At 64.2% G+C, this 25594-nt stretch carries 22 protein-coding genes and 3 pseudogenes; 14 read left to right on the top strand and 11 right to left on the bottom strand.

Annotation, left to right across the window (positions count from 1 at the left end; all coding sequences use genetic code 11):
- Positions 1 to 183 precede the first annotated feature (183 nt).
- The 7 genes and pseudogenes from ACVIGA_RS07660 to ACVIGA_RS07690 all read left to right on the top strand — a co-directional run bounded on the left by ACVIGA_RS07660 (position 184) and on the right by ACVIGA_RS07690 (position 6748).
- Positions 184 to 889, top strand: a pseudogene (locus ACVIGA_RS07660) (response regulator transcription factor).
- A pseudogene (locus tag ACVIGA_RS07665) lies at positions 886 to 2478 on the top strand (ATP-binding protein). Before ACVIGA_RS07660 ends, ACVIGA_RS07665 begins: the two co-directional pseudogenes overlap by 4 nt.
- Before the next feature lie 347 nt (positions 2479 to 2825).
- Positions 2826 to 3857 carry a TRAP transporter substrate-binding protein gene (locus ACVIGA_RS07670; protein WP_456665905.1) on the top strand — a complete coding sequence of 344 codons (1032 nt, stop codon included), beginning with the start codon at positions 2826 to 2828 and terminating at the stop codon, positions 3855 to 3857.
- A gap of 17 nt (positions 3858 to 3874) precedes the next feature.
- Positions 3875 to 4435, top strand: coding sequence for a TRAP transporter small permease (locus ACVIGA_RS07675; protein ID WP_456665906.1), 561 nt, complete (start codon positions 3875 to 3877; stop codon positions 4433 to 4435).
- Positions 4432 to 5346: pseudogene (locus tag ACVIGA_RS07680) on the top strand (TRAP transporter large permease); the annotation flags it as partial. The gene ACVIGA_RS07675 and the pseudogene ACVIGA_RS07680, both read left to right, overlap by 4 nt.
- Before the next feature lie 14 nt (positions 5347 to 5360).
- Entirely contained in the window at positions 5361 to 5516 is a 156-nt protein-coding gene (locus ACVIGA_RS07685) for a hypothetical protein (protein WP_456665907.1), read from the top strand.
- The gene (locus ACVIGA_RS07690; protein ID WP_456665908.1) at positions 5513 to 6748 is read left to right on the top strand and encodes a CaiB/BaiF CoA transferase family protein; all 1236 of its coding nucleotides are present in this window, start codon (positions 5513 to 5515) and stop codon (positions 6746 to 6748) included. The genes ACVIGA_RS07685 and ACVIGA_RS07690 overlap by 4 nt, the downstream gene beginning before the upstream one ends.
- Here ACVIGA_RS07690 and ACVIGA_RS07695 read toward each other — a convergent pair whose 3' ends face one another.
- The 9 genes from ACVIGA_RS07695 to ACVIGA_RS07735 form a co-directional block, all read right to left on the bottom strand.
- A complete protein-coding gene (locus ACVIGA_RS07695; protein ID WP_456665909.1) occupies positions 6749 to 7603 on the bottom strand; it encodes an HpcH/HpaI aldolase/citrate lyase family protein in 855 nt (284 codons plus the stop codon). It abuts the gene before it with no gap.
- Between the two features lie 3 nt (positions 7604 to 7606).
- On the bottom strand, positions 7607 to 8062 hold the full coding sequence (locus ACVIGA_RS07700) for a MaoC family dehydratase (protein ID WP_176530014.1): 456 nt from the start codon (positions 8060 to 8062) through the stop codon (positions 7607 to 7609).
- Positions 8063 to 8839: an enoyl-CoA hydratase/isomerase family protein gene (locus ACVIGA_RS07705; protein WP_456665910.1), complete on the bottom strand. Its 777-nt coding sequence runs from the start codon at positions 8837 to 8839 to the stop codon at positions 8063 to 8065.
- The gene (locus ACVIGA_RS07710; RefSeq protein ID WP_456665911.1) at positions 8836 to 10056 is read right to left on the bottom strand and encodes a CaiB/BaiF CoA transferase family protein; all 1221 of its coding nucleotides are present in this window, start codon (positions 10054 to 10056) and stop codon (positions 8836 to 8838) included. Before ACVIGA_RS07710 ends, ACVIGA_RS07705 begins: the two co-directional genes overlap by 4 nt.
- A 27-nt stretch (positions 10057 to 10083) precedes the next feature.
- Entirely contained in the window at positions 10084 to 10800 is a 717-nt protein-coding gene (locus tag ACVIGA_RS07715) for an ABC transporter ATP-binding protein (RefSeq protein WP_456665912.1), read from the bottom strand.
- Positions 10797 to 11555 carry an ABC transporter ATP-binding protein gene (locus ACVIGA_RS07720; RefSeq protein ID WP_456665913.1) on the bottom strand — a complete coding sequence of 253 codons (759 nt, stop codon included), beginning with the start codon at positions 11553 to 11555 and terminating at the stop codon, positions 10797 to 10799. The genes ACVIGA_RS07715 and ACVIGA_RS07720 overlap by 4 nt, the downstream gene beginning before the upstream one ends.
- Before the next feature lie 2 nt (positions 11556 to 11557).
- A complete protein-coding gene (locus tag ACVIGA_RS07725; protein ID WP_456665914.1) occupies positions 11558 to 12577 on the bottom strand; it encodes a branched-chain amino acid ABC transporter permease in 1020 nt (339 codons plus the stop codon).
- Complete coding sequence (locus ACVIGA_RS07730) at positions 12574 to 13476, bottom strand: branched-chain amino acid ABC transporter permease (RefSeq protein ID WP_456665915.1); 903 nt, start codon at positions 13474 to 13476, stop codon at positions 12574 to 12576. Before ACVIGA_RS07730 ends, ACVIGA_RS07725 begins: the two co-directional genes overlap by 4 nt.
- 97 nt (positions 13477 to 13573) lie before the next feature.
- Positions 13574 to 14833, bottom strand: coding sequence for an ABC transporter substrate-binding protein (locus ACVIGA_RS07735; RefSeq protein ID WP_456665916.1), 1260 nt, complete (start codon positions 14831 to 14833; stop codon positions 13574 to 13576).
- A gap of 170 nt (positions 14834 to 15003) precedes the next feature.
- Here ACVIGA_RS07735 and ACVIGA_RS07740 point away from each other — a divergent pair, with 170 nt between their 5' ends.
- The 5 genes from ACVIGA_RS07740 to ACVIGA_RS07760 all read left to right on the top strand — a co-directional run bounded on the left by ACVIGA_RS07740 (position 15004) and on the right by ACVIGA_RS07760 (position 20974).
- A complete protein-coding gene (locus ACVIGA_RS07740) occupies positions 15004 to 16500 on the top strand; it encodes an AMP-binding protein (protein ID WP_456665917.1) in 1497 nt (498 codons plus the stop codon).
- Positions 16497 to 17141 (top strand): TetR/AcrR family transcriptional regulator, encoded by a 645-nt coding sequence (locus tag ACVIGA_RS07745; protein WP_456665918.1) that lies wholly within the window; start codon positions 16497 to 16499, stop codon positions 17139 to 17141. The genes ACVIGA_RS07740 and ACVIGA_RS07745 overlap by 4 nt, the downstream gene beginning before the upstream one ends.
- Positions 17138 to 17911, top strand: a complete 774-nt coding sequence (locus ACVIGA_RS07750; protein WP_456665919.1) for an SDR family NAD(P)-dependent oxidoreductase — start codon at positions 17138 to 17140, stop codon at positions 17909 to 17911. Before ACVIGA_RS07745 ends, ACVIGA_RS07750 begins: the two co-directional genes overlap by 4 nt.
- Positions 17912 to 17920: 9 nt before the next feature.
- Positions 17921 to 19843 carry a flavin-containing monooxygenase gene (locus ACVIGA_RS07755; RefSeq protein ID WP_456665920.1) on the top strand — a complete coding sequence of 641 codons (1923 nt, stop codon included), beginning with the start codon at positions 17921 to 17923 and terminating at the stop codon, positions 19841 to 19843.
- A gap of 501 nt (positions 19844 to 20344) precedes the next feature.
- Positions 20345 to 20974 carry a DsbA family protein gene (locus ACVIGA_RS07760; protein WP_456670756.1) on the top strand — a complete coding sequence of 210 codons (630 nt, stop codon included), beginning with the start codon at positions 20345 to 20347 and terminating at the stop codon, positions 20972 to 20974.
- 39 nt (positions 20975 to 21013) lie between these two features.
- On the opposite strand, the gene ACVIGA_RS07765 is transcribed toward ACVIGA_RS07760, so the two are convergent.
- Positions 21014 to 22024, bottom strand: a complete 1011-nt coding sequence (locus ACVIGA_RS07765; RefSeq protein WP_456665921.1) for a glutathione S-transferase N-terminal domain-containing protein — start codon at positions 22022 to 22024, stop codon at positions 21014 to 21016.
- Positions 22021 to 23517: a M81 family metallopeptidase gene (locus tag ACVIGA_RS07770; RefSeq protein WP_456665922.1), complete on the bottom strand. Its 1497-nt coding sequence runs from the start codon at positions 23515 to 23517 to the stop codon at positions 22021 to 22023. The genes ACVIGA_RS07765 and ACVIGA_RS07770 overlap by 4 nt, the downstream gene beginning before the upstream one ends.
- A 188-nt stretch (positions 23518 to 23705) precedes the next feature.
- On the opposite strand from ACVIGA_RS07770, the gene ACVIGA_RS07775 reads away from it, so the two are divergent.
- Both ACVIGA_RS07775 and ACVIGA_RS07780 read left to right on the top strand, forming a co-directional pair.
- Positions 23706 to 24500 carry a class II aldolase/adducin family protein gene (locus tag ACVIGA_RS07775; RefSeq protein ID WP_456665923.1) on the top strand — a complete coding sequence of 265 codons (795 nt, stop codon included), beginning with the start codon at positions 23706 to 23708 and terminating at the stop codon, positions 24498 to 24500.
- Between the two features lie 110 nt (positions 24501 to 24610).
- Complete coding sequence (locus ACVIGA_RS07780; RefSeq protein WP_456665924.1) at positions 24611 to 25549, top strand: GAF domain-containing protein; 939 nt, start codon at positions 24611 to 24613, stop codon at positions 25547 to 25549.
- The last annotated feature ends 45 nt before the right edge of the window (positions 25550 to 25594 follow it).

The raw sequence follows: 25594 nt of genomic DNA on the forward strand, positions 1-25594 counted from the left end.
GCATCGCTCAGCTTCGGCACGCTGTGGGCCGGATATCAATCGCTCACGGTGGGCCAACCCGCACGAGCCCTTACCGACCGTTAGGAGGCCGATCCGTTCTTGTCTCCCGCCGCAGTTGCCTTGTAGAACAATTGCAGCAATCGAGAGCAAGGCGTGGCCGGGACGCCGCATTCGGAGATGCCATTGACCCACCGTATTCTCGTTGTCGACGATGATCCGCATATCCGCGAGGTCATTCGCGTCGCCCTCAGGAAAGCCGGCATGAACGTGGCCGAGGCCCGCGACGGCAAGGAGGCGCTGACCCGGTTTGCCGGCGAGCGGCCGGACCTGATCGTACTCGACATCGGCATGCCGGAGTTCGACGGCCTCGACGTCTGCCGCGAGATCCGCAAATCGTCCGATGTGCCGATCCTGTTCCTCTCCGCCCGTGACGAGGAGATCGATCGGATCCTCGGCCTCGAGATCGGCGGCGACGACTATGTGACCAAGCCGTTCAGCCCGCGCGAGCTCGTCGCGCGAGTGAATGTTATCCTGCGGCGCCTGGCCCCGCGGAAGGCGGGGCCAAGGACAGAGACCGGCGTGCTCTCCCCGGGGACATCTCTCGGTTGACCCCGAGCAGCATGTGGCAGCATTCGCAGGCGTGCCGCTCCGCCTGACCGCGATCGAGTTCGGAATTCTGCGCGCCTTCCTGACGCGGCCAACGGCGGTGTTCAACCGCGAGCAGATCATGAGCGCGGCCTACCAGCTCAATATCCAGGTGTCCGACCGCACCATCGACAGCCACATCCGCAACATCCGGGCCAAGCTTTCCGCCGCGAACTGCGACAACGTTATCGAAACCGTTCACGGCGTCGGCTTCAAGCTCGGTCGCTGCGAGCAGCAAGCATGACATCGTTCCGCGCCCGCCAGAAGTGGCGACCGTCGCTTGGTCTGGTCATCTTCACGGTGCTTGCCTCGGTCGCGGCGCTGCCGCTGATGGGGCTGTTCTTCTTCCGCCTCTACGACAACCAGCTGATTCACCAGACGCAGGCCGAGCTGATCGCGCAGAGCCGCGTGTTGGCCGCGATCTATGCGCGGGACGTGCAAGCACGGCTCGGCAATGGCATCCCGCTCGGCGCTTCGGTCCCTCAGGAGGCCCTGCCCGACCCCAACGACCAGGTGACGCCGATCCGACCCGCGCTCGATCTCGCCGGCAACGACCTGCTGCGGCGACGGCCCGATGCGCTGCCGGCGGCGAAGCCGGCGGATCCGGCCTATGTCGAGATCGGGACCGCGCTCATGCCCATCATCCTGGAGACCCAAAAGGTCACACTGGCGGGTTTCCGTATTCTCGATCCGCAAGGCGTGGTGATCGCCGGACGCCAGGAAGTCGGACAGTCGCTTGCCCATATCGAGGAAGTGGCCGCGGCGCTGGGCGGCCAGTATAGCGCCGCGCTCCGTATTCGCATGCCGGACAAACCTCCGCCACCGATCTATTCGATCAGCCGTGGCGTCGGTGTCCATGTCTTCTCGGCGATGCCTGTGATCGTCAACGACCACGTCGCCGGCGTGATCTACACGTCGCGGACGCCGAGCAACATCTTCGATCACCTCTATCAGGAGCGCGGCAAGTTCCTGCTCGCCACATTGGCCGTGCTGCTGGCAACGGTTGCGATCGGGTTGATGTTCTCATGAACCGTCACGCGTCCGATGCGCGAGCTCGTCGATCGCGCCGTGCGGATCGGCCGCGGCGACCGCAACGCGTTTCAGCCGCTGCAGCACTATGGCACCCGCGAGCTCGCCCAGCTCTCCGACAGCTTCCTCGACATGGCCCAGCAGCTGTCGCGGCGTTCCGACTACATCGCCACCTTCTCGGCACACCTGACGCACGAATTGAAATCACCGCTGACATCGATCAGGGGCGCGGCCGAGCTGCTGCAGGAGTCGCTTCAGAGCAAGTCGGACACGCTGACCCGATCCGAGCAACAGAGTTTCATCTCGAACATCCTTGGCGACGTCGCGCGGCTTGACGTGATGAGCCAGCGGCTGCGCGAGCTGGCGCGCGCAGAGAGCGCTCCGCAGAACGAGCAGACCCCGCTCTCCGGCGTCATCGCGAACCTGAAGCGCCGCTTTGCGCAGCGGACAATCGTGGCCAGCGGCGACCTCGACCGCCCGATCGGGATGTCCGGCGAGAAGGCGCTGATTGTGCTGGCGCACCTAGCCGACAACGCGTTCCGTCACAATGCCAGATTGGTGCAGCTCGAAGCGACCGCCGAAGCCTCAACCGTCAGGGTGACGGTGAGCAACGATGGCGACGCGATCTCCCACGCCAACAGCGACAAGATCTTCGATGCCTTTTTCACCACCCGCCGCGACAGCGGCGGCACCGGCATGGGGCTCGCGATCGCGCAAGCCGTCATGGTGACACATGGAGGTACGATCCGTCTGCTGCCCGCCAGCCAGGGCGTCGCTTTCGCACTGGAGTTTCCCGCGGTCTAACCGGCTTCAATCCCGCTCGATGATGATCGCGGCCGCCGTGCCGCCGGCGGCGGCGCTGAGCCGTCGAGCACACCGGAGGAATTTCCCGCGCGGTGGACAAAATTGATCGAGATCTGGTTGCCTCTCAGCATCCGCTTCTAGCCGGTCGGCCGTCGCGCGCTCACTGCTTGAAATCAAGCGCATCGACGTCCTCGTGTGATCCCTTCCGCCCTCGCGGTCGCGTCGGCGCAAGGCCGCCCGCGCTCTCCGGTTGTCCGCTCAGGCATGCTCAGCCGAGCCCTGCTTGACGCGCAAATTCGTTTGTGCGCAGCTGCTCAAAACAACAAGGCTACTCAGGGGCAGGAAAAATGGGCGGGCTTCGACAGGCGCTGGCCGGTTACGGCTTCCTCATCGCATCGATTAATCTGGCTGCAGCAGCGGAGCCGATCAAGCTGCGGGTCGCTGACTCCTTTCCGAAAGGCCACTATCTCGTTCGCCTTGTGCTCGAGCCCTGGATGGCCGAAGTCCAGAAGCGCACCAACAACGCCGTGACGTTCGAGCACTATCCCGCCCAGCAGCTCGGCAAGGCCGCCGACATGCTCAAGCTGACGCAAACCGGCGTTGCCGACATCGGCTATGTCGCGCCCGCCTATGTGTCCGACAAGATGCCGGTCTCCGAAGTCGCGATGCTACCCGGCGCGTTCGAGCATTCCTGCCAGGGCACGCTCGCCTATTGGAAGGCCGCGCGGAGCGGCGTGATTGCACAGCAGGATTATACCGCAAACGGGATACGCCTGCTGCTCGCGGTGAGCCTGCCGCCCTATCGTATCCTGACCGTGAAGCAGCCGGTGAAGGACATAGCCGACATCAATGGACTGAAGCTGCGGTCGACCGGCGGCGCGCAGGACCTCACCTTGCGCGCGATCGGCGCGGTGCCGGTGCGCATGGCGGCACCCGATGCCTATGAGTCGCTGTCGCGCGGCACGATGGACGGCCTGCTGTTTCCGCTCGAGAGCGTCGTCGCCTATGGCGCCGACAAGCTCGTGAAACATTCCACCGACGGCTTTGGCTTCGCGAGCTTCGTGGTCGCCTATTCGATCAGCGAGAACGCCTGGAAGAAACTGTCGCCCGAGATCCAGAAGGCGATGATCGACACCGCCGAGGAAATCCTGCCGTCCGCCTGCAAGGAAGTGCAGAAGCAGGACAGCGAGACCATGAAGTCGATGGAAGCCGCAGGCGTCAACTTTGACACCCTGCAGCCTGACGTCGTCGCAAAGCTGAAGGACCTGACGAAGGGCGTCGGCAAGGCATGGGCCGACGGGCTCGACGCGCGCGGCAAGCACGGCAGCGACGCCCTGAAGGAATTCAGCGCCGCCGTTGCGACCGTGCCGGTTCAGTAACGCGGACGGAGCCCAACGTGATCAAGACAAGTCTGAAGGCTCTGACTGCCATCGAAAAGGTGACCTCGGCCATCGCCGCGGCGATGATGTTTGCGATCATGATCATCGTCTTCTCCGATGTCGTGATGCGCTACGTCTTCAACCGGCCGTTCTCCTGGGCCTATGATTTGATCTCGCTCTACGTGATGGCCAGCGTGTTCTTTCTCTCCCTCTCCGGCACCTACGCGGTCAACGGCCATATCAGCGTCGATATCCTGCTGCCGCGCTTCTCGGCGATCATCCAGCGCCTCTGCGTCATCGTCTCCAACCTCGTGGGCCTCGCAATCTTCGTTCCGATCACCTGGCTCGGCTATCAGCGCGCGCTCGACAATTATGTCTCGGGCGACGTCATGGCCGGCGCGATCCCGTGGCCGACCTGGGCGTCCTCGATCTTCGTCCCGGTCGGTGCGGGAATTCTCGCGCTGCGCCTCGCCGTTCATCTCATTGCCAATACCGCAAGCCTGCTGACCGGCGAAAACCTGCTGCCGCTGCCGGCCATCTCCGGTCATTCGGACAAGGCTGCCGGAGGTTTCGAATGATCCCGACCTTCATCCTCGCGCTGCTGTTCTTCCTGCTCGCGATCGGAACACCGGTCGCGTTCGCCATGGCATTCTCCGGCGGGCTCGGCCTCTATCTGACCGGCGGCCTGCCGATCCTGCTCGGCGTGCTGCAAACCACGCCGCTGTCGGCCGTCACCTCCTACGAGTTGATCACGATCCCGATGTTCCTGTTGATGGCAGACTTGGTGCTGCTGTCGGGCGTCGCCGACGATCTCTTCAAGACCGCTGCGGCCTGGGTCGGACGCATCCCCGGCGGTCTCGGCATGGCGACCGCGCTTGCCGGTGCCGGCTTCGGCTCGATCTGCGGCACCAGCACGGCTTCCGCCGCGACGCTGTCCTCGACCAGCCTGCCGGCCATGATCCGCCAGGGCTACGAGCCCAAAATGGCCGCCGGCGTCGTCGCGATCTCGGGCACGCTGGCGATGCTGCTGCCGACCTCGGTGGCGCTGGTGATCTTCGGCCTGCTTGCCGAGGTGAACATCGGAAAGCTTCTGATCAGCGGCATCATCCCGGCGATCTTCGTCACTATCATCATCATGTCGACGATCTATATCCTGGTGTTGCTCGATCCCTCCCGCGCACCGACGATATCGGCTGTGACATGGTCGGAGCGATTCAGCCTGCTCTGGCAGGTCAGCCCGATGGTGGTCCTGTTCTCGATCGTGACAGGCACGATCTATCTCGGGATCGCGACGCCGACGGAAGCCTCGGCGTTCGGTGCGTTCGGGGCGTTCTGCCTCGCCTGCTGGAAGCGCAAGATCAACCTGACCTCGCTCTACACGACATTACGGCATGCCGCCCAGGGCACCTGCATGATCGTGCTGATCATCATGTGCGCGCACATCTTCGGCTATTTCTTCACCCTCACCCAGGTCACGCAGAACATCGTCGGCTGTCGCAGGGCATGAAGGTCATCAATTTCAGCGCCGACGACAAGAAGGTGTTCGACGCCGCCTTCAAGTCGGTGGCGCAGGATTGGGCGAAGGACGTCGACAAGCGCGGCAAACCGGGCACCGACGTCTTCAAGGCCTTCAGCGAAGCACTGGCTGCAACCCATTGAGCCCGGCATCGACGAGAGACAAACCATCCGCGCCGGCGGGCCCGCTCGCTGGCGTCAGGATCGTCGACCTCACCAGCGTGATGATGGGCCCTTACGCGACCATGATCCTTGGCGACTACGGCGCCGACGTGATCAAGGTCGAGAGCCCTGATGGGGACGTCATGCGCCACGCCGCCCCGATGCGCCATCCCGCGATGGGCGCGATGTATCTGCAGGGCAATCGCAACAAGCGCTCGATCGTGCTCGACCTGAAGAAGGCCGGCGGTCACGCGGCGCTGCTGCGGCTTGCCGCGGACGCCGACGTGTTCGTCCACAACGTCCGTCCTGCGGCGATGGCACGGCTGAAGCTCGGCGCCGACGATCTCCTCGCCACCAACCCTCGGCTGGTCTATGCCAGCCTTCACGGCTTCGGCGAGACCGGGCCCTATGCCGGCCGTCCCGCCTATGACGACCTGATCCAGGGATTGACCGCCCTGCCCGCGCTGACCGGCAGGATCACCGGCGAGCCGCGCTACTCTCCGGCGACCATGGCCGACCGCATCGTGGGTCTTAATGCTGTCCACGCAATCCTGGCGGCACTGTTTCACCGCGCGCGCACCGGAGAAGGCCAGGCGATCGAAATCCCGATGTTCGAGACCATGGCGCAGTTCGTGCTCGGCGATCACATGGCCGGTCGCAGCTTCGAGCCACCGATCGGGCCGCCCGGCTATTCCCGGCTGCTGTCCCCCGACCGCCGCCCGTACCAGACCAGCGACGGCTACATCTGCGCGCTGGTCTATTCCGACAAGCAGTGGAACGCGTTCTTCGCCAAGATCGGGCTCATCAATGAAGCCGACCGCGACCCGCGGCTGAACAGCATTTCGGCACGAACGCGGAACTACGACTTCGTCTACGACTGGTTCTCGCGGATGATGAAGACCCGCAGCACCGCCGAATGGCTGCGCTTCTTTGCAGAGGCCGACATTCCGCACGCGCCGCTGCATGATCTCGACAGCCTGATCGACGATCCGCATCTGCAAGCCGTGGGGCTGATCCAGTCGCTGGATCATCCGACCGAAGGCACGCTGCACCTCGCCGGCCCGGCCGCCACCTGGAGCAAGACGCCGCCATCGATCCGGGCCTATCCACCGAACCTCGGCGAGCATGGCCGAGAGATCCTGCGCGAGGCGGGACTTGCGGATGCGGAGATTGCCGCCCTCCTCGAGGAGGGCGCGCTGATCGAACCCGACTGACTATTTCCTGCGCGACGCCAGGATCTTCTCGGCAGCGCGCAGATGCGGCTTGTCCAGCATTTTGCCGTCCATCTTGGCGACACCAGATGGATTGTCGGCGAACGCAGCAATTACCCGCTCCGACCAGGCGATCTCCTCGTCGGTCGGCATGAAGGCCGCGTTGACGACATCGACATGCTTGGGATGGATCACGGCCTTGGCGAGGAAGCCGTCCTGCCGGGCGGCGATCGCCTCCGCCTTCAGCGCATCGAGATCGTTGATATCGGTGGCGATGGTATCGATCGCAACCACGCCGGCGGCGGCCGCGCCGATCAGACAGAGATCGCGGGCGAGAATGAAGGGCGAATGATAGCGGCCGTCGGTGCGGTTGCGGGTTGCGCCGAGTGAGGCGGCAAGGTCCTCCGCGCCCCACATCATGCCCCAGAGCCGCGGGCTCATGTTCTCGAAGTCGAGGATTTTCAGCACCGCCCGCGCCGTCTCGGTGGCCACCGTGACGATCCGCGTGGTTCCCTGTGCGATACCTGAGGCGGCCTCGAATGCATCGAGATAGAGCGCGAGCTTGTTGACGTCGGCGGCGCCCGCGCATTTCGGCAGCACGATGCCATCGGGCCTCCCGGGCATCACCGCTGCGAGGTCGCCGAGCGTCAGATCGGTGTCGAGCGCGTTGACCCGGATATAGAGCTTCTGGTCCGGATTGCGCGCATCGAGCATCTCGCGCGTGATGCCGCGCGCAACGACCTTCTGCTCCGGCGCGATGGAATCCTCGAGATCGAGGATCAATGCGTCGGCCGCGGTCTTCTTCGCGCTCTCATGTTTCCGGGTGCTATCGCCGGGAACGAACAGGAACGATCGCATCGTCTATGCCTTCGGCTTGCAGTGCATCAGGCCGGTGCGGCGGCAGCTTGCCACCACCTCGCCGCGCTGGTTGGTCATGGTGTGCTCGAATTCGACGATGCCTTGGGTCGGCCGCGACTTGCTGGCGCGCTTGCCGATGATCCTGGTATGCGCTTTCAAGGTATCGCCGTGAAAGACTGGTTTCGGAAACTTGACGTCGGTCATGCCGAGATTTCCGACTGTGGTTCCCAAGGTCGTGTCGTACACGCTCATGCCGATCATGATGCCGAGCGTATAGAGGCTGTTGAACAGCCGCTGGCCGAACTCGGTCTTCTCGGCGAAATGCGCGTCGAGGTGCAGCGGCTGCGGGTTCATCGTCAGGAGGCTGAACATGGTGTTGTCCATCTCCGTCACGGTCCGGCTGAACTCGTGATGGAATTCCTGCCCGACCTCGAACTCTTCGAAATACAATCCAGCCATTTACCGTCCCTTGTAGTTGGGCGTTCGCTTTTCAACGAACGCATTCAGCCCTTCCTGGCAATCTTCTGTCGAGGCGACCACCACGAAGCTTTCCGCCGTGTTCTCCACCGAGCGGCGGAAATCGGCATCGACCGCACGCATGAAGGCGTCGCGGCCGATCTTCATCACGATCGGCGATTTCGCCGCCAGCTTCCGTGCGATCTCGCGGGCCCGCTCCAACGCAGTGCCCTTCGGCACCACTTCGCTGAGCAACCCCATGCGATAGGCGGTTGCGGCGTCGAACGGCTCGCCGAGGAACAGCGGGCCGAACGCCTGGTGCTTCCCCACCAGCCGCGGCAACTGTACGAAGTGGATCGCCGGGATCAGGCCGACATCGATCTCGGGATAGCCGAAGGTCGAGCTGTCGCCCGCAATGATCATGTCACATGATATCGCGATCGTCATGCCGCCGGCGCGCACCGCGCCGTCGATCGCCGCAATCGTCGGCTTGCCCATGCGGTACTGCGTATCGTTCAGCGCGAAATACAGCCGCTCGAGGAATGCCTTGGTCTCGATCGCGGGCTTGCCCCTGACGATGTCGAGGTCGAGGCCGGCGCAGAACACCTTGTGGGCGCTGCTGATGATGACGGCGCGCACCGCGTCATCATCGCGTGCTTTCGCCAGCGCCGCCAGCAACGCGTCGATCAAGGGGATGCTGAGCGCATTGACCGGCCCGCGGTCCAGCACGATTTCCGCAATCTGGTTGCTGACCGAGTAACGAACGAGGTCCGTGCTCATGATGTCTTGCCTCCTATCATCGCTTTGGCCTGCCGCACCGCGCCCGACAGCAGCAAGCCGTCGATCTCGACCGAATCAAAACCAGCCTCCGTCAGCACCGCGCGGCTGTCCTGCCCAACGTCCGGCGCGGGACAAAGATGATCCTCGGACAGGCTCGCGATCCCCGGCGTCCGCGGCGAATAGACCGCGCCGACGCCGGGCGTATCCTGGCGGACCGACGCGCTGGTCGCCTCGACATGCGGGTTGCGCAGCCATTCGCCGGGATTGAGGATCCGCTCCGCGATGATATCGGCGGCGTGCAGCCGCGCGAGCCACGCATCCGTCGGCTGCGTCAGGAACACCTCGCGCAGCTGCGGGATCAGCGTGTCGGCCGCGTCCGCACGCCTGGCGAAGTCGGCGAAGCGGGGATCTGTGGCCAGAGCCTCGCGGCCGATCGCACTGCACAGCCGCTTGTATTGCGGCTCGTTCACCAGCGTGACCATCATCCAGCCGTCCTGCGTCTGGTAGGTGCCGGCCGGCACATTGAGCGCGCGCGGGACACCGCCCTCGAGGATAAACTCCGCGACCTTGTGCCCGAGCAACGCCGATGTCGACTGGCAGAGATTGACGTCGATCCAGCGACCAGTGCCGACGGTCGCACGCGCGAACAGGGTCGTGGCAATGGCCTGGAACGCGTAGACGCCGGTGACGACGTCGGAAATCGTGGTGCCGACCCGGTGTGGCACGCCATCACTGCCGACATTGACCGACACCAACCCCGAGAACGCCTGCGCCACCGAGTCCGAGCCGGGGCGCTTCGAGTATGGCCCACTCTGCCCAAATCCGCTGACCGACAGATAGACCAGGCCCGGATTGTCGCGCGACAGGCTCTCATAACCGAGCCCGAGCCGCTCCGCGACACCGGGGCGAAATCCTTCAATCAGCACGTCGGCCTCGCGCGCCAGACGCTGTGCGATCGCGATCCCGTCCTTGTGCTTCATGTCGAGGCACAGACTGCGCTTGCCGCGATTGTAGACCGCCGACAGCGTCGTATGATTGCCGTAGGTCGTGCCGAGATAGCGCGACCAGTCGCCCTCAGGCGGCTCGACCTTGATGACGTCGGCGCCATAGACCCCAAGCAGCATCGCACAATAGGGCGAGGCGATTCCCTGCCCGAAATCCAGCACTTTCAACCCGCGATACGGCGCCTCGTGCGTCGGCGTCAACTTGCCCGCCATTTGTCCTCCCATGACAGTCGAAGAGCCCTACAGCGCCAGGTAACGCTGCCGGATGTTGTCGTTGGCCTTCAGCTCATCGATGGAGGATGTGTAGACGATCTGTCCCTTGTCGATAACCGTCGCGTGGCTCGCAAGGCCAAGGCAAAAATGCATGTTCTGCTCGGCGATCAATACTGTGGCACCCGTGCCGCGGAGCTGCCGCAGCAGTTCGCCGATGCGCTGCACGATGATCGGCGCCAGCCCCTCGCTCGGCTCGTCCAGCAGCAGCAGCACCGGATTGCCCATCAGCGTGCGGGCGATCGCCAGCATCTGCTGCTCGCCGCCGGAGAGCCGGCCGGCGATGCGATGCCGCAGCGGCTCCAGCAGCGGGAACACGTCATAGACGCGGCGGATCGACCACTCATCCTCGCCGTCGGGCCCTTTCTTCTGGCCGATCACGAGATTGTCCTCGACCGTGTGCTCGGGAAAGATTTGGCGGTCCTCCGGCACGAAGCCGAGCCCGGCCCGCGCGATGTGATGCGGCCTCATCCCGGATACTAGCTGATCGCGCAAGGTCACCTTGCCGCGGCGTGCCGGCGCCAGGCCCATAATCGCCTTCATGGTGGTCGACTTGCCGGCACCATTGCGGCCCAGCAGAGCCATGGTCTCACCCTTCCGCACGGACAGACCGACGCCGAACAGGATCTGGCTCGTGCCGTAGTAGACGTCGAGGTCCTCGACCTGCACCACCGGTTGAGCGCTCATGCGACCGCTCCCGCGTGGTCGTCGCTGCCGAGATAGGCCTCGATGACGGCCTCATTCCTGCGGATCGCATCCGGCGTTCCGGTCGCCATGATCCGCCCATAGCATAGCACGACGATCTCAGGCGCGATCTTGAACACGATATCCATGTCGTGCTCGATGAACACGACGGTGATCTTTTGCTTCTCCCAGAGCTCGCGCACCTTGTCGATCATGCGCCAGCGTTCTTCGGTGCCCATGCCCGCGGTCGGCTCATCGAGCAGCAGCACCTTGGGATCGAGCACCAGCGCGAGCGCGATATCGAGCAGCTTCTGGTCGCCATGCGACAGCGTCGCGGCGGTCCTGTTGCGCTTGCCGACGAGGCCGAGCAGCTCCATCGCATGCTCGGCGCGGTCGCGCGTCTCGGCCAGTGGAAAGCGGCGATGCATCACGCCGGCGCGACGCTGATCGGCACAGACCGCTGCCAGCATCGTCTCCTCGACCGTCAGCGACGGAAAGATGCTCGCGACCTGGAAGGCGCGGCCGATACCGTGGCGCACGATCTCCGGCGGAGTCTTGCCCGCCATGTCGACGCCATTGAGCAGGATCTGGCCGGCATCCGGCCGCAGCGCGCCCGTGATCAGGTTGAAGAAGGTGCTCTTGCCGGCGCCGTTAGGGCCGATCACGGCGGTGAGTGAGCCGTCGGCGAAATCGAGCGAGACGTTGTCGGTCGCCTTGACGCCCCCAAAGGATTTCGAGAGGGCGCGAATCTCCAGCATGGCTAACCGCGCCCCTCGCCGCGACGCTGCGCGAACCATTCGACGACGAAGTCCATCAGGCCCTTCCGCAGGCCGATGGCAAAGAACAGGATCACGATGCCGAGTACGATGCCGTGATACTCGGTCAGGCGGGTGACGGTGTCGTTAAGGATCAGCAGCAGCACCGTTCCGACCATCGGCCCGAGGAAGGTGGTCACGCCGCCGAGCATGTTGATGAAGATGCCCTCGCCCGAGACCGTCCAGTACGCGAATTCTGGATAGGCCCCGGAGACGAACAGCGCCATGATGATGCCACCGGTCGCCGCGAACAGCGCCGCCAGCACGAAGATTACTAGCTTTGCGCGCCAGACGTCGATCCCGATGAAGCTCGCCCGCGTGGCGTTGTCGCGGATCATGCGCAGCGTGTACCCGAACGGCGACTGCGCGATCTGGCGCATCAGCAGCAGCCCGATCACCAGCAGCGCGCAGCTCGTGATGTAGAGATGCAGATGGTTCGAGAGGTCGATGCCGAGGAACGGCGGCCGCGGAATGCCGCCGCGCAAACCCTGGTCGCCGCCGGTCAGCGACTGCCACGACAGGATGGTCGAGTGGATCAGCATCTGGAACGCCAGCGTGACGAAGGCGAAATAGATCTCCTTCAGCCGCACGCAGATCGCGCCGATGACGACGGCGACGACGACGGTTATCGCCAGCGTGGCGACAAAAGCCACCGGGATCGGCACGCCAGTCTTCTGCATCATCAGGCCGAAACCATAGGCGCCGAGGCCGAAGAACATGCCATGCCCGAACGAGATCAGCCCGGTGTAGCCGACCAGAAGGTTGAGCGACGTCGCGAACAGACCGTAGGCCGCGCAGCGGATCACGAAGTCGAGCAGCTGCTTGCTGCCGAAGACCATCGGGAGCAGCACGAGCACGGCAAACGCCGCGAGCGCGATCAAAAGATCGCGATAGCGCTGCGGCCTGGCGTCGATCCGGGGCACTTCGAGCGGCTGTGCGCCTTGGCCTGCCTGCAACTCGGTCATGCGACCTCCTTGCCGAACAGGCCGGTCGGACGCGACACCAGCACGATCACCATGAAGAGATACATCAGCCCCTCGGTGAACAGCGGGAAACCAAGCGATCCGAAGGAGCGGATCAGGCCGATCAGGAGGGCGCCGATCAGGGCCCCCAGGATCGAGCCCATGCCGCCGATCACGGTCACGATGAAGGACTCGATCAGCACCGAGAAACCCATGCCCGGCGTCAGCGAGCGCACCGGCGCGGCAAGCGCTCCCGCCAGTCCCGCCAGCATGCCGCCGAGCGCGAACACGCCGCCATAGATCAGCCCGGTGTTGATGCCGAGCGCCGACACCATTCCGGGATTGTGCGCAGCCGCCCGGATCACCTTGCCGATCCGGGAGCGTGCCAGCCCCAGCCCGAGAACCACCGCGGCCACGAGCGCGACCCCGATCAGCAGCAGATAATAAGGTGGCACCACGCCGCCGGCGATGAACAGCGGCGGCACCTGGAACGCGGCCGGCATGCCCATCGACCTGAATTCAGGTCCCCAGATCATGCGAACAACGTCGTCGAAGATCAGCACGAAGGCGTAGCACACCAGAAGCTGCATCAGCACGTCGCGGCCGTAGACCCGGCTCATGAAGGCGCGCTCGAAGATCAAGCCGAGGAGCGCGGTGCCGACGGCGCCGCCCAGGATCGCCAGCGCAAAGCTGCCGGTGAACTGATAGGCCGTCATCGCGAAATAGGCGCCGAACATATAGAAAGCGCCGTGGCTGAAATTGACCACCTTGAGCACGCCAAAGATCAGCGTCAGCCCGACGGCGACAAGGAACAGCAGCATGCCAATGATCAGGCCGCTGGTGGTCTGCGTCACCAGGCATGCAGGACTGGTGAGGCAACTGGCGAGCGCGTCGAGGTCCACGAGAAACATCCATTACGGCGGGCCGTAACGCCGGCGCGCGACAAACTTCAGACGAAGGGCGGAGGCAGCGGGTCGCTGCCTCCGCGCCGCATGCGGATCAGGTGTAGCCCTTGCTCTTCTTCCACTCGGCCTCGAGCTCGAAGATGGACTTCCAGTCCCCGGCCTTCACGTCGGGCACGTAAGGCTCCTGCGGGATCGTGGTGCCCCAACCGATCGCGTAGCCGACCAGCGTGTGGTCGTCGGCGCGCATGGTGACGGTGCCGTCGGCACCGAACGGACACTTGATGGTGAGCCCGGTGAGGGCCTCCGCGACCTTCTTGCCGTCGGTCGAGTTCGCCTTCTTGACCGCCTCGTTGAGGAACATGACCGCCGTCGCGTTCTGCCAGGACCAGTTGGTCGGGTACTCGTTGTACTTCGCCTTGTAGGCATCGCCCCAGGCTGCATTCTCCGGCGTCGGCGGGAATGTCTTGATGTAACGATCGCCGGAATGGATGCCCTTCGGCAGGTTCTTCACCACCGTGAGCGCGGTGTAGTCGGCCATGTTGACCGCGAACACCTCCATCTGGGTGAACATCGCGTAGATGTTGGCCTGGTCGATATAGGAGGTGAGATCGCCGCCCCACAGGCAGGAATAGAGCGCCTGCGGCTTCGCCTGGAGGATCTTGGTCACCACCTCGGTATAATCGGGCTGGAACAGTTTTGGCCAGGACTCGCTGATGATCTCGACATCGGGCGCGAACTTCTTCAGATACAGCACGAACTCGCCGGTGGTGTCGCGGCCATAGGCGTAGTCGGGCGAACAGGTCGCCCATTTCTTCAGCCCCTTGGCCTTGGCGATTCCTGCAGCGTAGCCGGCGCCGACGATCGAGTCGTGAATGCCCTGCCGGACGCAGCGGAAGGCGTTCGGGATGTGCTGCTTGGGATCGGCCGTCAGGGACGAGGCTTCCGAGCAGGTATGGATGCAGAGCACACCGAGGTCGCGCGCCACCTCGTGAACCGCGAACGATCCCGACGATGCCTCGCCGTCAAGCAGCATCTCGCAGCCGTCGGTGTTGACGAGCTCGCGCGCGATCCGCGCGGCTTCCTGCGGCTGTCCCTTGGAGTCGCGGATCACCATCTCGATCTGCCGCCCGGCAAGGCCGCCGGCGGCATTGACCTTCTCGACTTCCAGCATCACCGCATTGCGCGAGGACGTGCCGAGTTGCGCGACGCGACCCGACAGAATGGTCGGCATGCCGATCTTGATGGTCTTGGCCTGTGCACGCGCCACCCATGGCGCAGCAAAGGTCGCCGCACCGGCGCCCATCAGCGCAAGCGTCGAGCGCCGGCTGATGCCCGGTTTCCGGGTCCTCGTCATATTCCCCTCCCTGTCGGGTTCGCGTTCCCAAAATCCCTTGCGGAGATCGTTCCGTCTCCATGGCCGCGATGTTTTCAGAGCAAGGGGGGTGACGTCAAGCCAAAGATGAATTACGACTCATAATTCATCTAGGGAGAAAGCGGCGCCGGAATCGGCCCGACGGACGGCAAATGATCAATCTTTCCAGCTTCATCGCATTTCATGCCAGGCGGACTCCGGACCGCTGTGCGCTGAAATATCGCGGCGAAGATGTCTCCTACGCAGATTTTGATCTGCGGATCCGGCAGGTCGGCAGCTGGCTCGCAGCACGCGGGATCGCTTCGGGCGACGTCGTCGCCGTCCTGATGAAGAACAGCACGGCGTTTCTCGAACTGGTGTTCGCCACCAGCCATATCGGCGCGGTATTCCTGCCGATCAACTATCGTCTGTCGGCCGATGAGATCGGCTACATCGTTGGCAATTCCGGCGCGCGGCTGCTGGTCGCCGACGAGGAATTTGCCGCGATCGCAGCCGGTGACGCTCCGGTCGTGCTGCTCGGTGAAGTCGCGCAGTCCAGCCTCACCAACCTTGCGCCCGACATCGCGCCGGCGCCGATCCATGTGCGCCAGCCGCGCGACCTGATGCGGCTGATGTACACTTCGGGCACGACGGATCGCCCCAAGGGGGTGATGCTCACTTACGAGAACATCTACTGGAAATCCGCCGACCAGACCCTGGTGCTCGGGCTTAGCGCCGATACGCGGCTGCTTGTCGTCGGCCCGCTCTATCATGTCGGCGCGCTCGACCTGCCCGGCATCGCCGTGCTCTGGCACGGTGGCATGCTGTGCATTCATCGCACCTTCGAGCCCGAACCGGCGCTGGCCGCGATCGAGCGCGAGAAGTTGAATGCCGCATGGTTCGCGCCGGTCATGACCACGGCTCTCCTCACCTGCCCGAACCGCGAGCGTTACGACGTCTCCAGCCTGCAATGGGCGATCGGTGGCGGCGAGAAGACGCCGGAGGTCCGCATCCGCGCCTTCTCCGACTACTTCAAGAACGCGCGCTACATCGATGCTTACGGCCTGACCGAAAGCTGCGGCGGTGATACCTTCATGGATGCCGGCCGCGAGATCGAGAAGATCGGCTCGACCGGCCGCGCCATCGCCCATGTCGAGATCGAGATCCGCGACGAGGCCGGCAAGCGCCTGCCCGCCGGGCAGAATGGCGAGATCTGCCTGCGCGGCCCGAAGGTCACGCAGGGCTATTGGAAGGATCCGGAGAAGACCGCATCCGCCTTCTTCGGCGACTGGTTCCGCACCGGCGACGTCGGCTATCTCGATGACGACGGCTTCCTCTATCTGACCGACCGCAAGAAGGACATGATCATCTCCGGCGGCGAGAACATCGCCTCATCCGAGGTCGAGCGCGTCATCTATGAAATCCCCGGGGTGCGCGAAGTCGCGGTGATCGGCCTGCCCGACGACCGCTGGGGCGAGAAGCCGGTCGCCATCGTGGTGTTGGCGAACGACGCCAAGCTCGACCTGCCTGAGCTCACCGAATTCTGCCGGACACGGCTCGCAGGCTTCAAGGTGCCGCGGCAGTTGATCATCCGCGACAGCCTGCCCCGCAATCCATCCGGCAAGGTGCTCAAACGCGTGCTCCGCGCCGAACTCGAGGCCACCGCATGACGCAAGCCACATCCGCCAAAGTGACAAAACTCAACCGGGTCGAGCGCAACGCCTGGACCAAGCAGAAGATCTTCGACGCCGCGACCAAGGTCGTCGGCAAATATGGCTATGCCGAGGCCTCGGTTGCGCGCATTACGGAAGCTGCCGGCGTGGCGCAGGGCACGTTCTACAATCACTTCGAGAACCGCCAGGAGTTGCTCGATCAGCTGCTACCGAAGATCGGCCTCGACATGGTCCGCTTCATCCATGCGCGCACCGGCACCGCCAACGAAGCCCGGCAGGAAGTCGAGCGCTTCAGCGCCTTCTTCGATTTCATCCGCGAGGTCCCCGAGTTTCTCCGCATCCTCAACGAGGCCGAGTTCTTCGCGCCGACCGGCTACCAGAAGCACTTCGACAACATCTCGAATGCCTATGTCCGGATCCTGCAGCGCGCGCGGGCTGCGGGAGCGACCAACACTTTCAGCGACGAGGAATTCGAGGCCATCGTCCAGGTCTTGATGGGTGCGCGCGGCTATCTCAGCCGCCGCTATTCCTATTCCGAGCAAGGCGTCACCGCAGTCCCCGACTACGTCATCACGGCCTACCAGAAGCTGGTCACGCGCGGCCTGTTCACCACGAGCGACAGGGGAAGAAAGTCATGAACGCCGACGGCACCATCCTCGTCACCGGCGGCAGCCGCGGCATCGGCGCGGCTACCGCAACGCTGCTCGCCGATCAGGGCCATCGCGTCGTCATCGTCGACATCGCGCCCGAGCCGCTGGTCGGAACAGCCGCCATCCTCTGGCCGGCACCGTTCGACGTCGCGAACGAAAGCGCCGTCGTCACTGGCATCGCCGATATAGAGAAGGCGCACGGCTCGATCACCGGCCTCGTCAATGCAGCCGGCGTGTTCGGCAAGATGCACACGATCGAGCGGGTGCGGATGGAGCAATGGGACCGCGAGGTCAATATCGACCTGCGCGGCACCTTTCTGGTCGCGCGCAGCGTCGGCATCGGCATGGCGAAGCGGCGGCACGGCGCGATCGTCAACGTCGCCTCGGTGGCCGGCATGACGTCGGGTCCGATCCACGCCTATACCGCGGCGAAGGCCGCCGTCATCCAGATCACGCAAACGCTCGCCGCCGAATGGGGACGTTCCGGCGTACGCGTCAACGCGGTGTCGCCCGGCTTCACCCGTACAGTGGCGCTCGAGGCGGGTATCGCGTCGGGCGCCCTGAACAAGGATCTGCTGGCCCGCCCGACAGCGATGAACCGGCTGGTCGAGCCGATGGAGGTGGCGCAGGCGATCGCCTGGCTGCTCTCGCCGCAGAGCAGCGGCGTGACCGGCATCAACCTGCCGGTCGATGCCGGCTACATCGTGGGCACCACCTGGGCCGCCTATGGCGGTCTGCCCGACGCACCGGCCAGCTGAGGACAAGGCATGAATATCGAGCTTTCGCGCCAACACCTCGATCTGTCCTCCGCCATCGCCGAGGGCGATATCCGCGTGCTGCTGATGGTGCTGGTGCACATGACCGGCGACGAGAAGTGGCTGGAGCCACCGTACAAGCCGAAGCGCGACGTCCGCCTGATCCCCGATCCGGACGCCGGCGTGCCGAAGGAGATCCAGGACGAGATCCGCGCCGCCGTGCTGAACCTGTTCGCGAACGGAACGCCTAGGCCCGTCATCACCGATCCCGGCGACGAGTTGATGCTGCGGATGATGCGCGCGACGCTCGGCGAGCACGTCGCGCCGGAATATGCGCCGTTGATGCGGGAAGAGATGGGATTCGTTCCTCGCGACGCGCGCTGGCGCGAACGCCCGTCCGATGAGCGGCTGGCCCAGCAGCACGTGCTGATCGTCGGCGCCGGGGTCTGCGCGATCGCGCTCGGCGTTGCGCTCGGGCGGCTCGGCATTCCCTACACCATCGTCGAGAAGCAGGACGAGATCGGCGGCACCTGGTACGTCAACCGCTATCCCGGCTGCGGCGTCGATACGCCGAACCACTCCTATTCCTTCTCGTTCGGCGCCCGCAACCCGTGGACCCGCTACTTCGCGCAGCGCCAGGAACTGCTCGACTATCTGCTCAAGGTCGTGCGCGAATACGGCATCCGTCAGCATGTCCGCCTCTCGACTGAGCTCGTCGCTTCGCGCTGGGATGAAGCCAAGCGCCGCTGGATCTCGACGCTGAAGACCGCGAACGGTGAGGAGACCTTCGAGTCCACCGCGCTGGTCAGCGCGATCGGGCAACTCAACGATCCCTCGCCTGCCTCTTTCAAGGGCGACGGAGATTTCACCGGTTTGAAGGTCCATTCGGCGCTGTGGTCCGACGATATCGAGCTCGACGGCAAGCATATCGCCGTGATCGGCACCGGTGCGACCGCGATGCAGCTGGTGCCGTCGATCGCCGACCGCGTCGCCTCGGTCACTGTCTACCAGCGCACCGCGCAGTGGGCGCGGCCGGTGACGGGCTATTCCGATCCGATCACGGAGGGCGCGCAGTGGCTGCTGGCGCATCTGCCGTTCTATGTGCAGTGGTACCGCTTCAACATGTTCTGGCGCTACGGCGACGGGCTGCTGCCGTTCCTGCGCAAGGACCCGGCCTGGCCTCATCCGGACCGCGCCGTCAACAAGGGCAACGACCGGCACCGCCAGGAGCTCGCCGACTTCATCCTCTCCGAGCTGAAGGATCGCCCTGATTTGATCGAGAAGTGTATGCCGACCTATCCGCCCTACGGCAAGCGCATCCTGCTCGACAACAACTGGTTCAAGACGCTGACCCGTCCGAATGTCGAGTTGGTCACCGACAAGATCGATCATTTCGCGGCTGGTGGAATCGTCACAGCCGACGGCACATCGCGGCCGCACGACGTCATCGTGATCTCGACCGGCTTCAAGGTGTCGGAGATGGCGGCGCGTCTCAACATCACCGGGCGCGACGGCAAGAACCTCAAGCAGGCCTGGCGCGACGACAATCCAACCGCCTATCTCGGCCTCACCGTGCCTGACTTTCCCAATCTGTTTGTGATGCTCGGCCCCAACTCGGGGCCTGCGCATGGTGGCAGCGTGATCTTCCAGTCGGAATGCCAGAGCCGCTACATCTCCGCCTGCCTCGTCGAGATGATCGAGAACGATATCGCGGCGATCGATGTGCATCCCGAAGCGCATGACGAATACATCCGCAACGTCGATGCCGAACATGAGCAGTTGATCTGGACGCATCCGGGCATGACAACCTACTACCGCAACAGAAGCGGGCGCGTGTTCTCGGCAATGCCGTGGCGGTTCGTCGACTACTGGAAAATGACGCACGATCCGGACTTCACACAGTATCGAAAGACCAAGGCGCGACAGGAAAGCTGACCTGAAATACCCCGCTCGTTAACTTGACAGCAGGCGATATCTGCCGCAGCATTTCGTCGACTGCACCTGTTGGGGTGCGGGAGCGCCTGCTCCCCGCGTCGCAGGAATTGACGGACGATTTTGGAATCGGCCGCCAGGCAGATAAGCGGACAGAGGTCCGTCGGCCCACCCTTGGAGAGGAGCATGACGCCACCGGCGAAAGCCAGCGACCTTGCTCGGCAAGGTCTCGGTGCACGTTGAGGCGAACAGCAGCTGCTAGCCGCGTGCGCCGCCGACAATCTGAACATATCCGCAGGACGAGAGCGCAAAGGCCAAGCGCTTTTAGGTCCCGAAACACCACTGGTCTACACCAGAGATCCTTCGCTAAAACGAAGTAGCAGGGCCCCGCGATGCTTGAATGCACCGGGGCCCATTCGTTTGCGCGCCGTCTCCCCTTCGTCGCACCGCATTGCGTCATCGCGCGGGATCGGGAACAATTGTCCCGACAGGTAGGCAACAATGATCGAAAAGCCGCGCGTACGCGTCTACACCGACTACAAGTCTCCCTATGCCTATGTCGCCAACAAGCGGCTGTTCGAGCTCGAGGAGACCCTTGGCGTCGAACTGGAGTGGCTTCCGTACACGCTTCGCATTCCCGAATTCATGGGCACGGTTGAGGCGCGCACGCCGCACTTCTGGCGCAAGGTGCGTTATTCCTACATGGATGCGCGACGGTTCGCGAATGCGCAGGGGCTCGTCATGAAGGGCCCGCGCCGGATCTATGACGCGTTCTATTCGAGCGCCGGGATGTTGTTCGCGCAGCGCCATGGACTGTTCCGGCCCTATCATGACACGGTGTTCCGGAGGTTCTGGAACCACGAGCTGGAGATCGACGAATTGTCGGAGATTGCCGGCGTGATCGCAGCGATCGGCGGTTCCACCGAGGCGTTCGAAACCTATGTTCGCGGCCCTGCTCGTGCTCAGCACGACCGCATCATCGATGAGGCCGAAGCGCTCGGCGTGTTCGGCGTGCCCAGTATGGTGTTCAACGGCGAGCTGTTCTGGGGCGGCGATCGCATCGACATGCTGGTCGAGCGGATCAGGCATCCGGAATCGGTCGCCGCCGCACTCGGGAGCAGGCACCGGACTTAAGCTCACGCCGTATTGAACCTGGTTGCCGTCCGTGATCGATCAGCCACCATTCAGGATCGCCCAGCATCCCGTACGTTCGAGCACCGGCTTCAGCGCCGCGCGATCACCAGCATCCAGCACGGCAAACTTCTCGCGCAGCTGCTGCAGGCACTTGACCTGATATTTGAACGGCGCCAGCGCGTAAGGCAGTTCCCAGACAGTGATCTCAAGCCGCTCGAGGCCTTTCGCGAATGCATCGGCATTGGCGGCAAGGAACGGCAGATAGAGCTCGCCCGCAATCCGCAGCAGCGCTTCGGCAAACCCGCCGAGCGCCCGCTCGCGCGGATACCAGGTGCCTTCGACACCGGACGCATCATCGAGCCGCCGCACCCAGTGATCGGTGAATGGCGCGCGCTCGCGCATGATCCGCATCGGCGTTGGGTCGGTTGCCATCTCGCTGAGCTGGCCAAACCAGGCGAAATCCGCCAGCGATGGCCGGCTGCCGAACAGATAATTCGTCATGCCGACATGCGGCTCGAACGCCGCAAGCGTCCGGCGATAGCTCTCCTCCAGCAGCGGCCGGTTCTCCTCGGTCGCGCCGAGAATGACCATGCGCGAAATCTGCCGCTGCCGGAATTCCTCGATCTCCGCGCGGCTGCCGGTCACGGCGTCCGACGTCGACCACTCCTCGCCGGCCCAGCGCGACACATAGGCCTGATCTTCCGGATCCCACCATCGATAGAGAAACAACGGCTTCACCGCCCATTCGTCGGCGAGATCCTCGAGCAGATCGCAGACGAAGGCTGTCGCCTTGTCCTCCGGGATCACCGACCGCCCTTGATGCCGCGCTTCCAGATCATAGGCCAACGTCGTGGTCTCGCCGCGGTAACTGCCGTCGGGATATTGCAGCACCGGGATCAGCATCGGCTTCAGATGCGCGGTCGCCGCGCGCAGCGCCTTGGTCATGATCACCCAGTCGTGCGGGATCCGCCGGTAGCGCAGCAGCGCCCGCAACTTGATCGCATAGGGCGACGCGGTCGATCCGATCAGGCGGTAGCGGCCCTCTGTCATGACGACGACTCCGGGAACGCCGGATTGCCGTACGGGTAGAACCGTGTGAGGTCGACGTTCCTGTAAGGCAGCTTGTCCAGCCGCGTCGTGCCGAGGAACGGCTGGTCCGGCTCGACCAGCAGGATCGTCTTGGCAAAGCCGTTGTCGTCGAAGCCACGCCGGAAATGCACCCGCGACTTGATCGCCATGACATCGAAAGTGCCGATGTCAGGCACCAGCGCCTTCAGCGAGAACGGCTCCATGACCTGCACCAGATAGGTGGAGAGGATCAGCGCATTGTTGCGGCCGAAGCGCACGCAGACCCAGAACTGCCCGTATCCGTCACCCGCTGCCGAAATCGTGCCCTGAATCCGGACCGGATCGCCCGCCGACTCGTCGGCGCGGCCGCCGATCTCCATGTCGAAGGCATCGCCGGCCTTGGCGCCGGCCGCCTTCAGGCTTGCCGTCGCCCTGGCATCGGCAATCGTGGCGATCACCGTGTTGGCGAGGTCCTGCGCGATGATCTCGCGCAGCAGCCAGGTTGCCGATCCCGAACGGTCGCTGTGATCGGCCAGCACCACCGGCGTGTTGCCATCGGCAACGGCCTGCCTGGCCAACGCGACGCCCTCGGCAATGCTGTGTAGTTTCGTCGACTGCAGCAACGCCTCGCGCAGCCGCCAGATCGTGCCGGCGAGATCGCGCGCGACCTGCTCCGCGAGCTTTGGATTGTCGTTGGTCAGGACCTGCACGGTCATGCCGACGTCGGGAACATCGGCGAACGGAAAGCCGAAGAAGATGTTGACGTAGACGTCGACCTCGCGGGCCTCCCAGACCAGGGCGCGCTGCACGAGATCCATCCAGGGACACGCGCCGGTCCATTGCAGCACGGTCGGCGAGATCACCGGAACCTTGATGGTCTTATGCGCCGGCTTGTAGTCGCCGCGGATCGCCCGCACCAGCATGCGCGCCGCCCGTTCACCCTGCAGATGTGCGTCGTAGTGCGGGAAATATTTCACGGCGAACGCCATGTCGGCCTGTTCGAGGAACGCCTCGTCCTCATTGCCATGAGGATCGAAGGTCGCGGCGATGAAGGCGGAGCGGCCGACCACCTCGCGGACCTGCCGCGCCAGATCGGCCTCTGGCCGCGGCACGTCGCGCACGGCCATCGCACCATGCAGGCACAGATAGACCCCGTCGAACGGCCCCTCCTCCTTCAGCCCGGCAATCATCTTGCCGACGAATGTCCGGTAGGCTTCCTGGGTGATCCAGCCCGATCCAGTATAGGTCTTCGGCCAGAGCGGGGATTCGATGCCGACCAGCTCGACCTCGGAGAACTCGCGCGCGACCCGCACGAAGCCGCCCATGTAGTTCTTCGGATCGAACTGCAGCAGCGCCTCGCCCTTGGCCGGCGAGCCCGGATAGATGAAGTCGTCGAGCGTGGTCTCGTTCGGCAGGAACGAGACGGTTTCGTGGGAGAAATGCAGGACGGCAATACGAATCTTGCGTTCGCTCATTTTAAGCGCCTCGGCCATTTTCCCGCATCCTGACATCGAAGGCGCGGTGCGCCAATGCCGCATTCGGTTTTTGCCCGCCAGACCTGCAAATAAGCAGACGCGCCGCCGCTTGCCGCCGCGACGATTCTGGTATGGTCCACACCAACAATCGGGCCTCGGCCCCGCAGACGTCTCAAGGAGAGAACGCCATGAATCCACCCGTCAGCTCACCCGCGATCAAGGTCGTGAAATCCGTTCGCGACCAGGTGAGCGCCGAGGAGTGGCAAGCTCGTGTCGATCTCGCCGCCTGCTATCGGCTCACGGCCATGTACGGCATGACCGAGATGATCGCGAACCACATCTCCTGCCGCGTGCCCGGCACCACCGACCAGTTCCTGATCAATGCCTACGGCATGCTGTATGAGGAGATCGACGCCTCCAGCCTGATCAAGGTCGACGTCGAGGGCAATACGCTGCTCAACGCCACCGACTATGACGTCAACGTCGCGGGCTTCGTCATTCACAGCGCCATCCACATGGCCAAGCACGACATGGACTGCGTGGCGCACACCCACACCCCCGCCGGCATGGCCGTCTCGGCGATGGAATGCGGCCTGCTGCCGCTGGCGCAGACCTCGATGCGCTTCCTGCACATCGCTTACCACGACTTCGAAGGCATCGCCGACAATGTCGACGAGCGCGAACGGCTGGTCCGCGACCTCGGCGACAACGAGGCGATGATCCTGCGCAACCATGGCCTCCTGGTTGTCGGCCGCACCGTGCCCGCCGCCTTCAACGTGCTGTTCCGGCTCGAGCGCGCCTGCCAGACCCAGGTGATGGCGCTGTCCTGCAACACCAAGCTGATCTATCCGTCGCGAAACATCCTCGAAGACACCTACGAGCGGATGCTGCCCAAGCCCGGCCGCGCCGCGCGCAACGGCGAACTCGCCTGGCCGGCGCTGCTGCGCAAACTCGACCGCGCCGATCCGTCCTATCGGGACTGAGGCGAAATCGCGCCTTCGCATCAACTTTGGGCGTCGCTTGCCCGCTATTTGAGCGCACGTTTTGCCGACATCGCCGATGCTAGAAGTCGGCGAGACGGCAGGTGCGTGCGATGAAGACCTTCATTCGCGTTGTTGAACTGTGGGTGCCCGATCCAACGCGGACGCGGCTCGAATTCGGCGGCAGCCTGCACAGCTCCGAGTTCGCGGAGTTCAACGCGGTCAGCGAGAACGCGCTGTTCGCCTATGACGAGGGCCTTGCCGGCAAGGCCTGGGCGCGCGGCCATCCGGTCATCCTGACCGAATTCGCCAACTCCTATTTCAAGCGAACCGACGAGGCGCGCGAGGCCGGCCTGACCTGCGCCGTCGCGCTTCCGGTGTTCGCCGGCGAATTCCTGATGGCGGTGATGGTGCTGCTCTGCGGTGACGACAGGAAGCATGTCGGGGCGATCGAACTCTGGCACAACGACCCCGACCGATCTCACGAGATGGCGCTGGTCGACGGCTACTACGGCACCGCCGACATGTTCGAATTCAACTCGCGTCACACCAAATTCCCGCGCGGCTTCGGGTTGCCCGGCCGGACCTGGAAGGCCGGCATGCCGCTGATCATCAAGGATCTGCACAATTCCAAGGGATTCCTGCGCTGGGAGGACGCATCCGAGATCGGCATCAATTGCGGCGTCGGCATCCCCTACACGACCGGCGACCAGACCTGGGTGGTGACATTCCTGTCGGCCCAGGCGACGCCGATCGCACGCCGGTTCGAGATCTGGGTGCCGAACGAAGAGCGGTCGGCGTTGGTGTTTCACTCCGGCGATTGCAGCGAGCAGTCCGATCTCGCCACGCTCTACGCGGCCAAGACAATCGGCCGCGGCGAAGGCTCTATCGGCGGCGCATGGGCCACCGGCATGCCCGCGCTCACCGAGCATCTGAAGCAGGATGAATCGATCGCGGCTACCCTGGCGCGCAGCTCCGGCCTGAACCAGGTGGTCGCGCTGCCGGTGATCGAGAACGCCCGGCTCAAGGCGGTGCTGGCCTGGTATTTGTGATGGTCGTGTTTGCAATCGCCGGCTCCCCGACATTCGTCGTCCCGG

It is taken from the genome of Bradyrhizobium sp. USDA 3240, assembly GCF_054063295.1.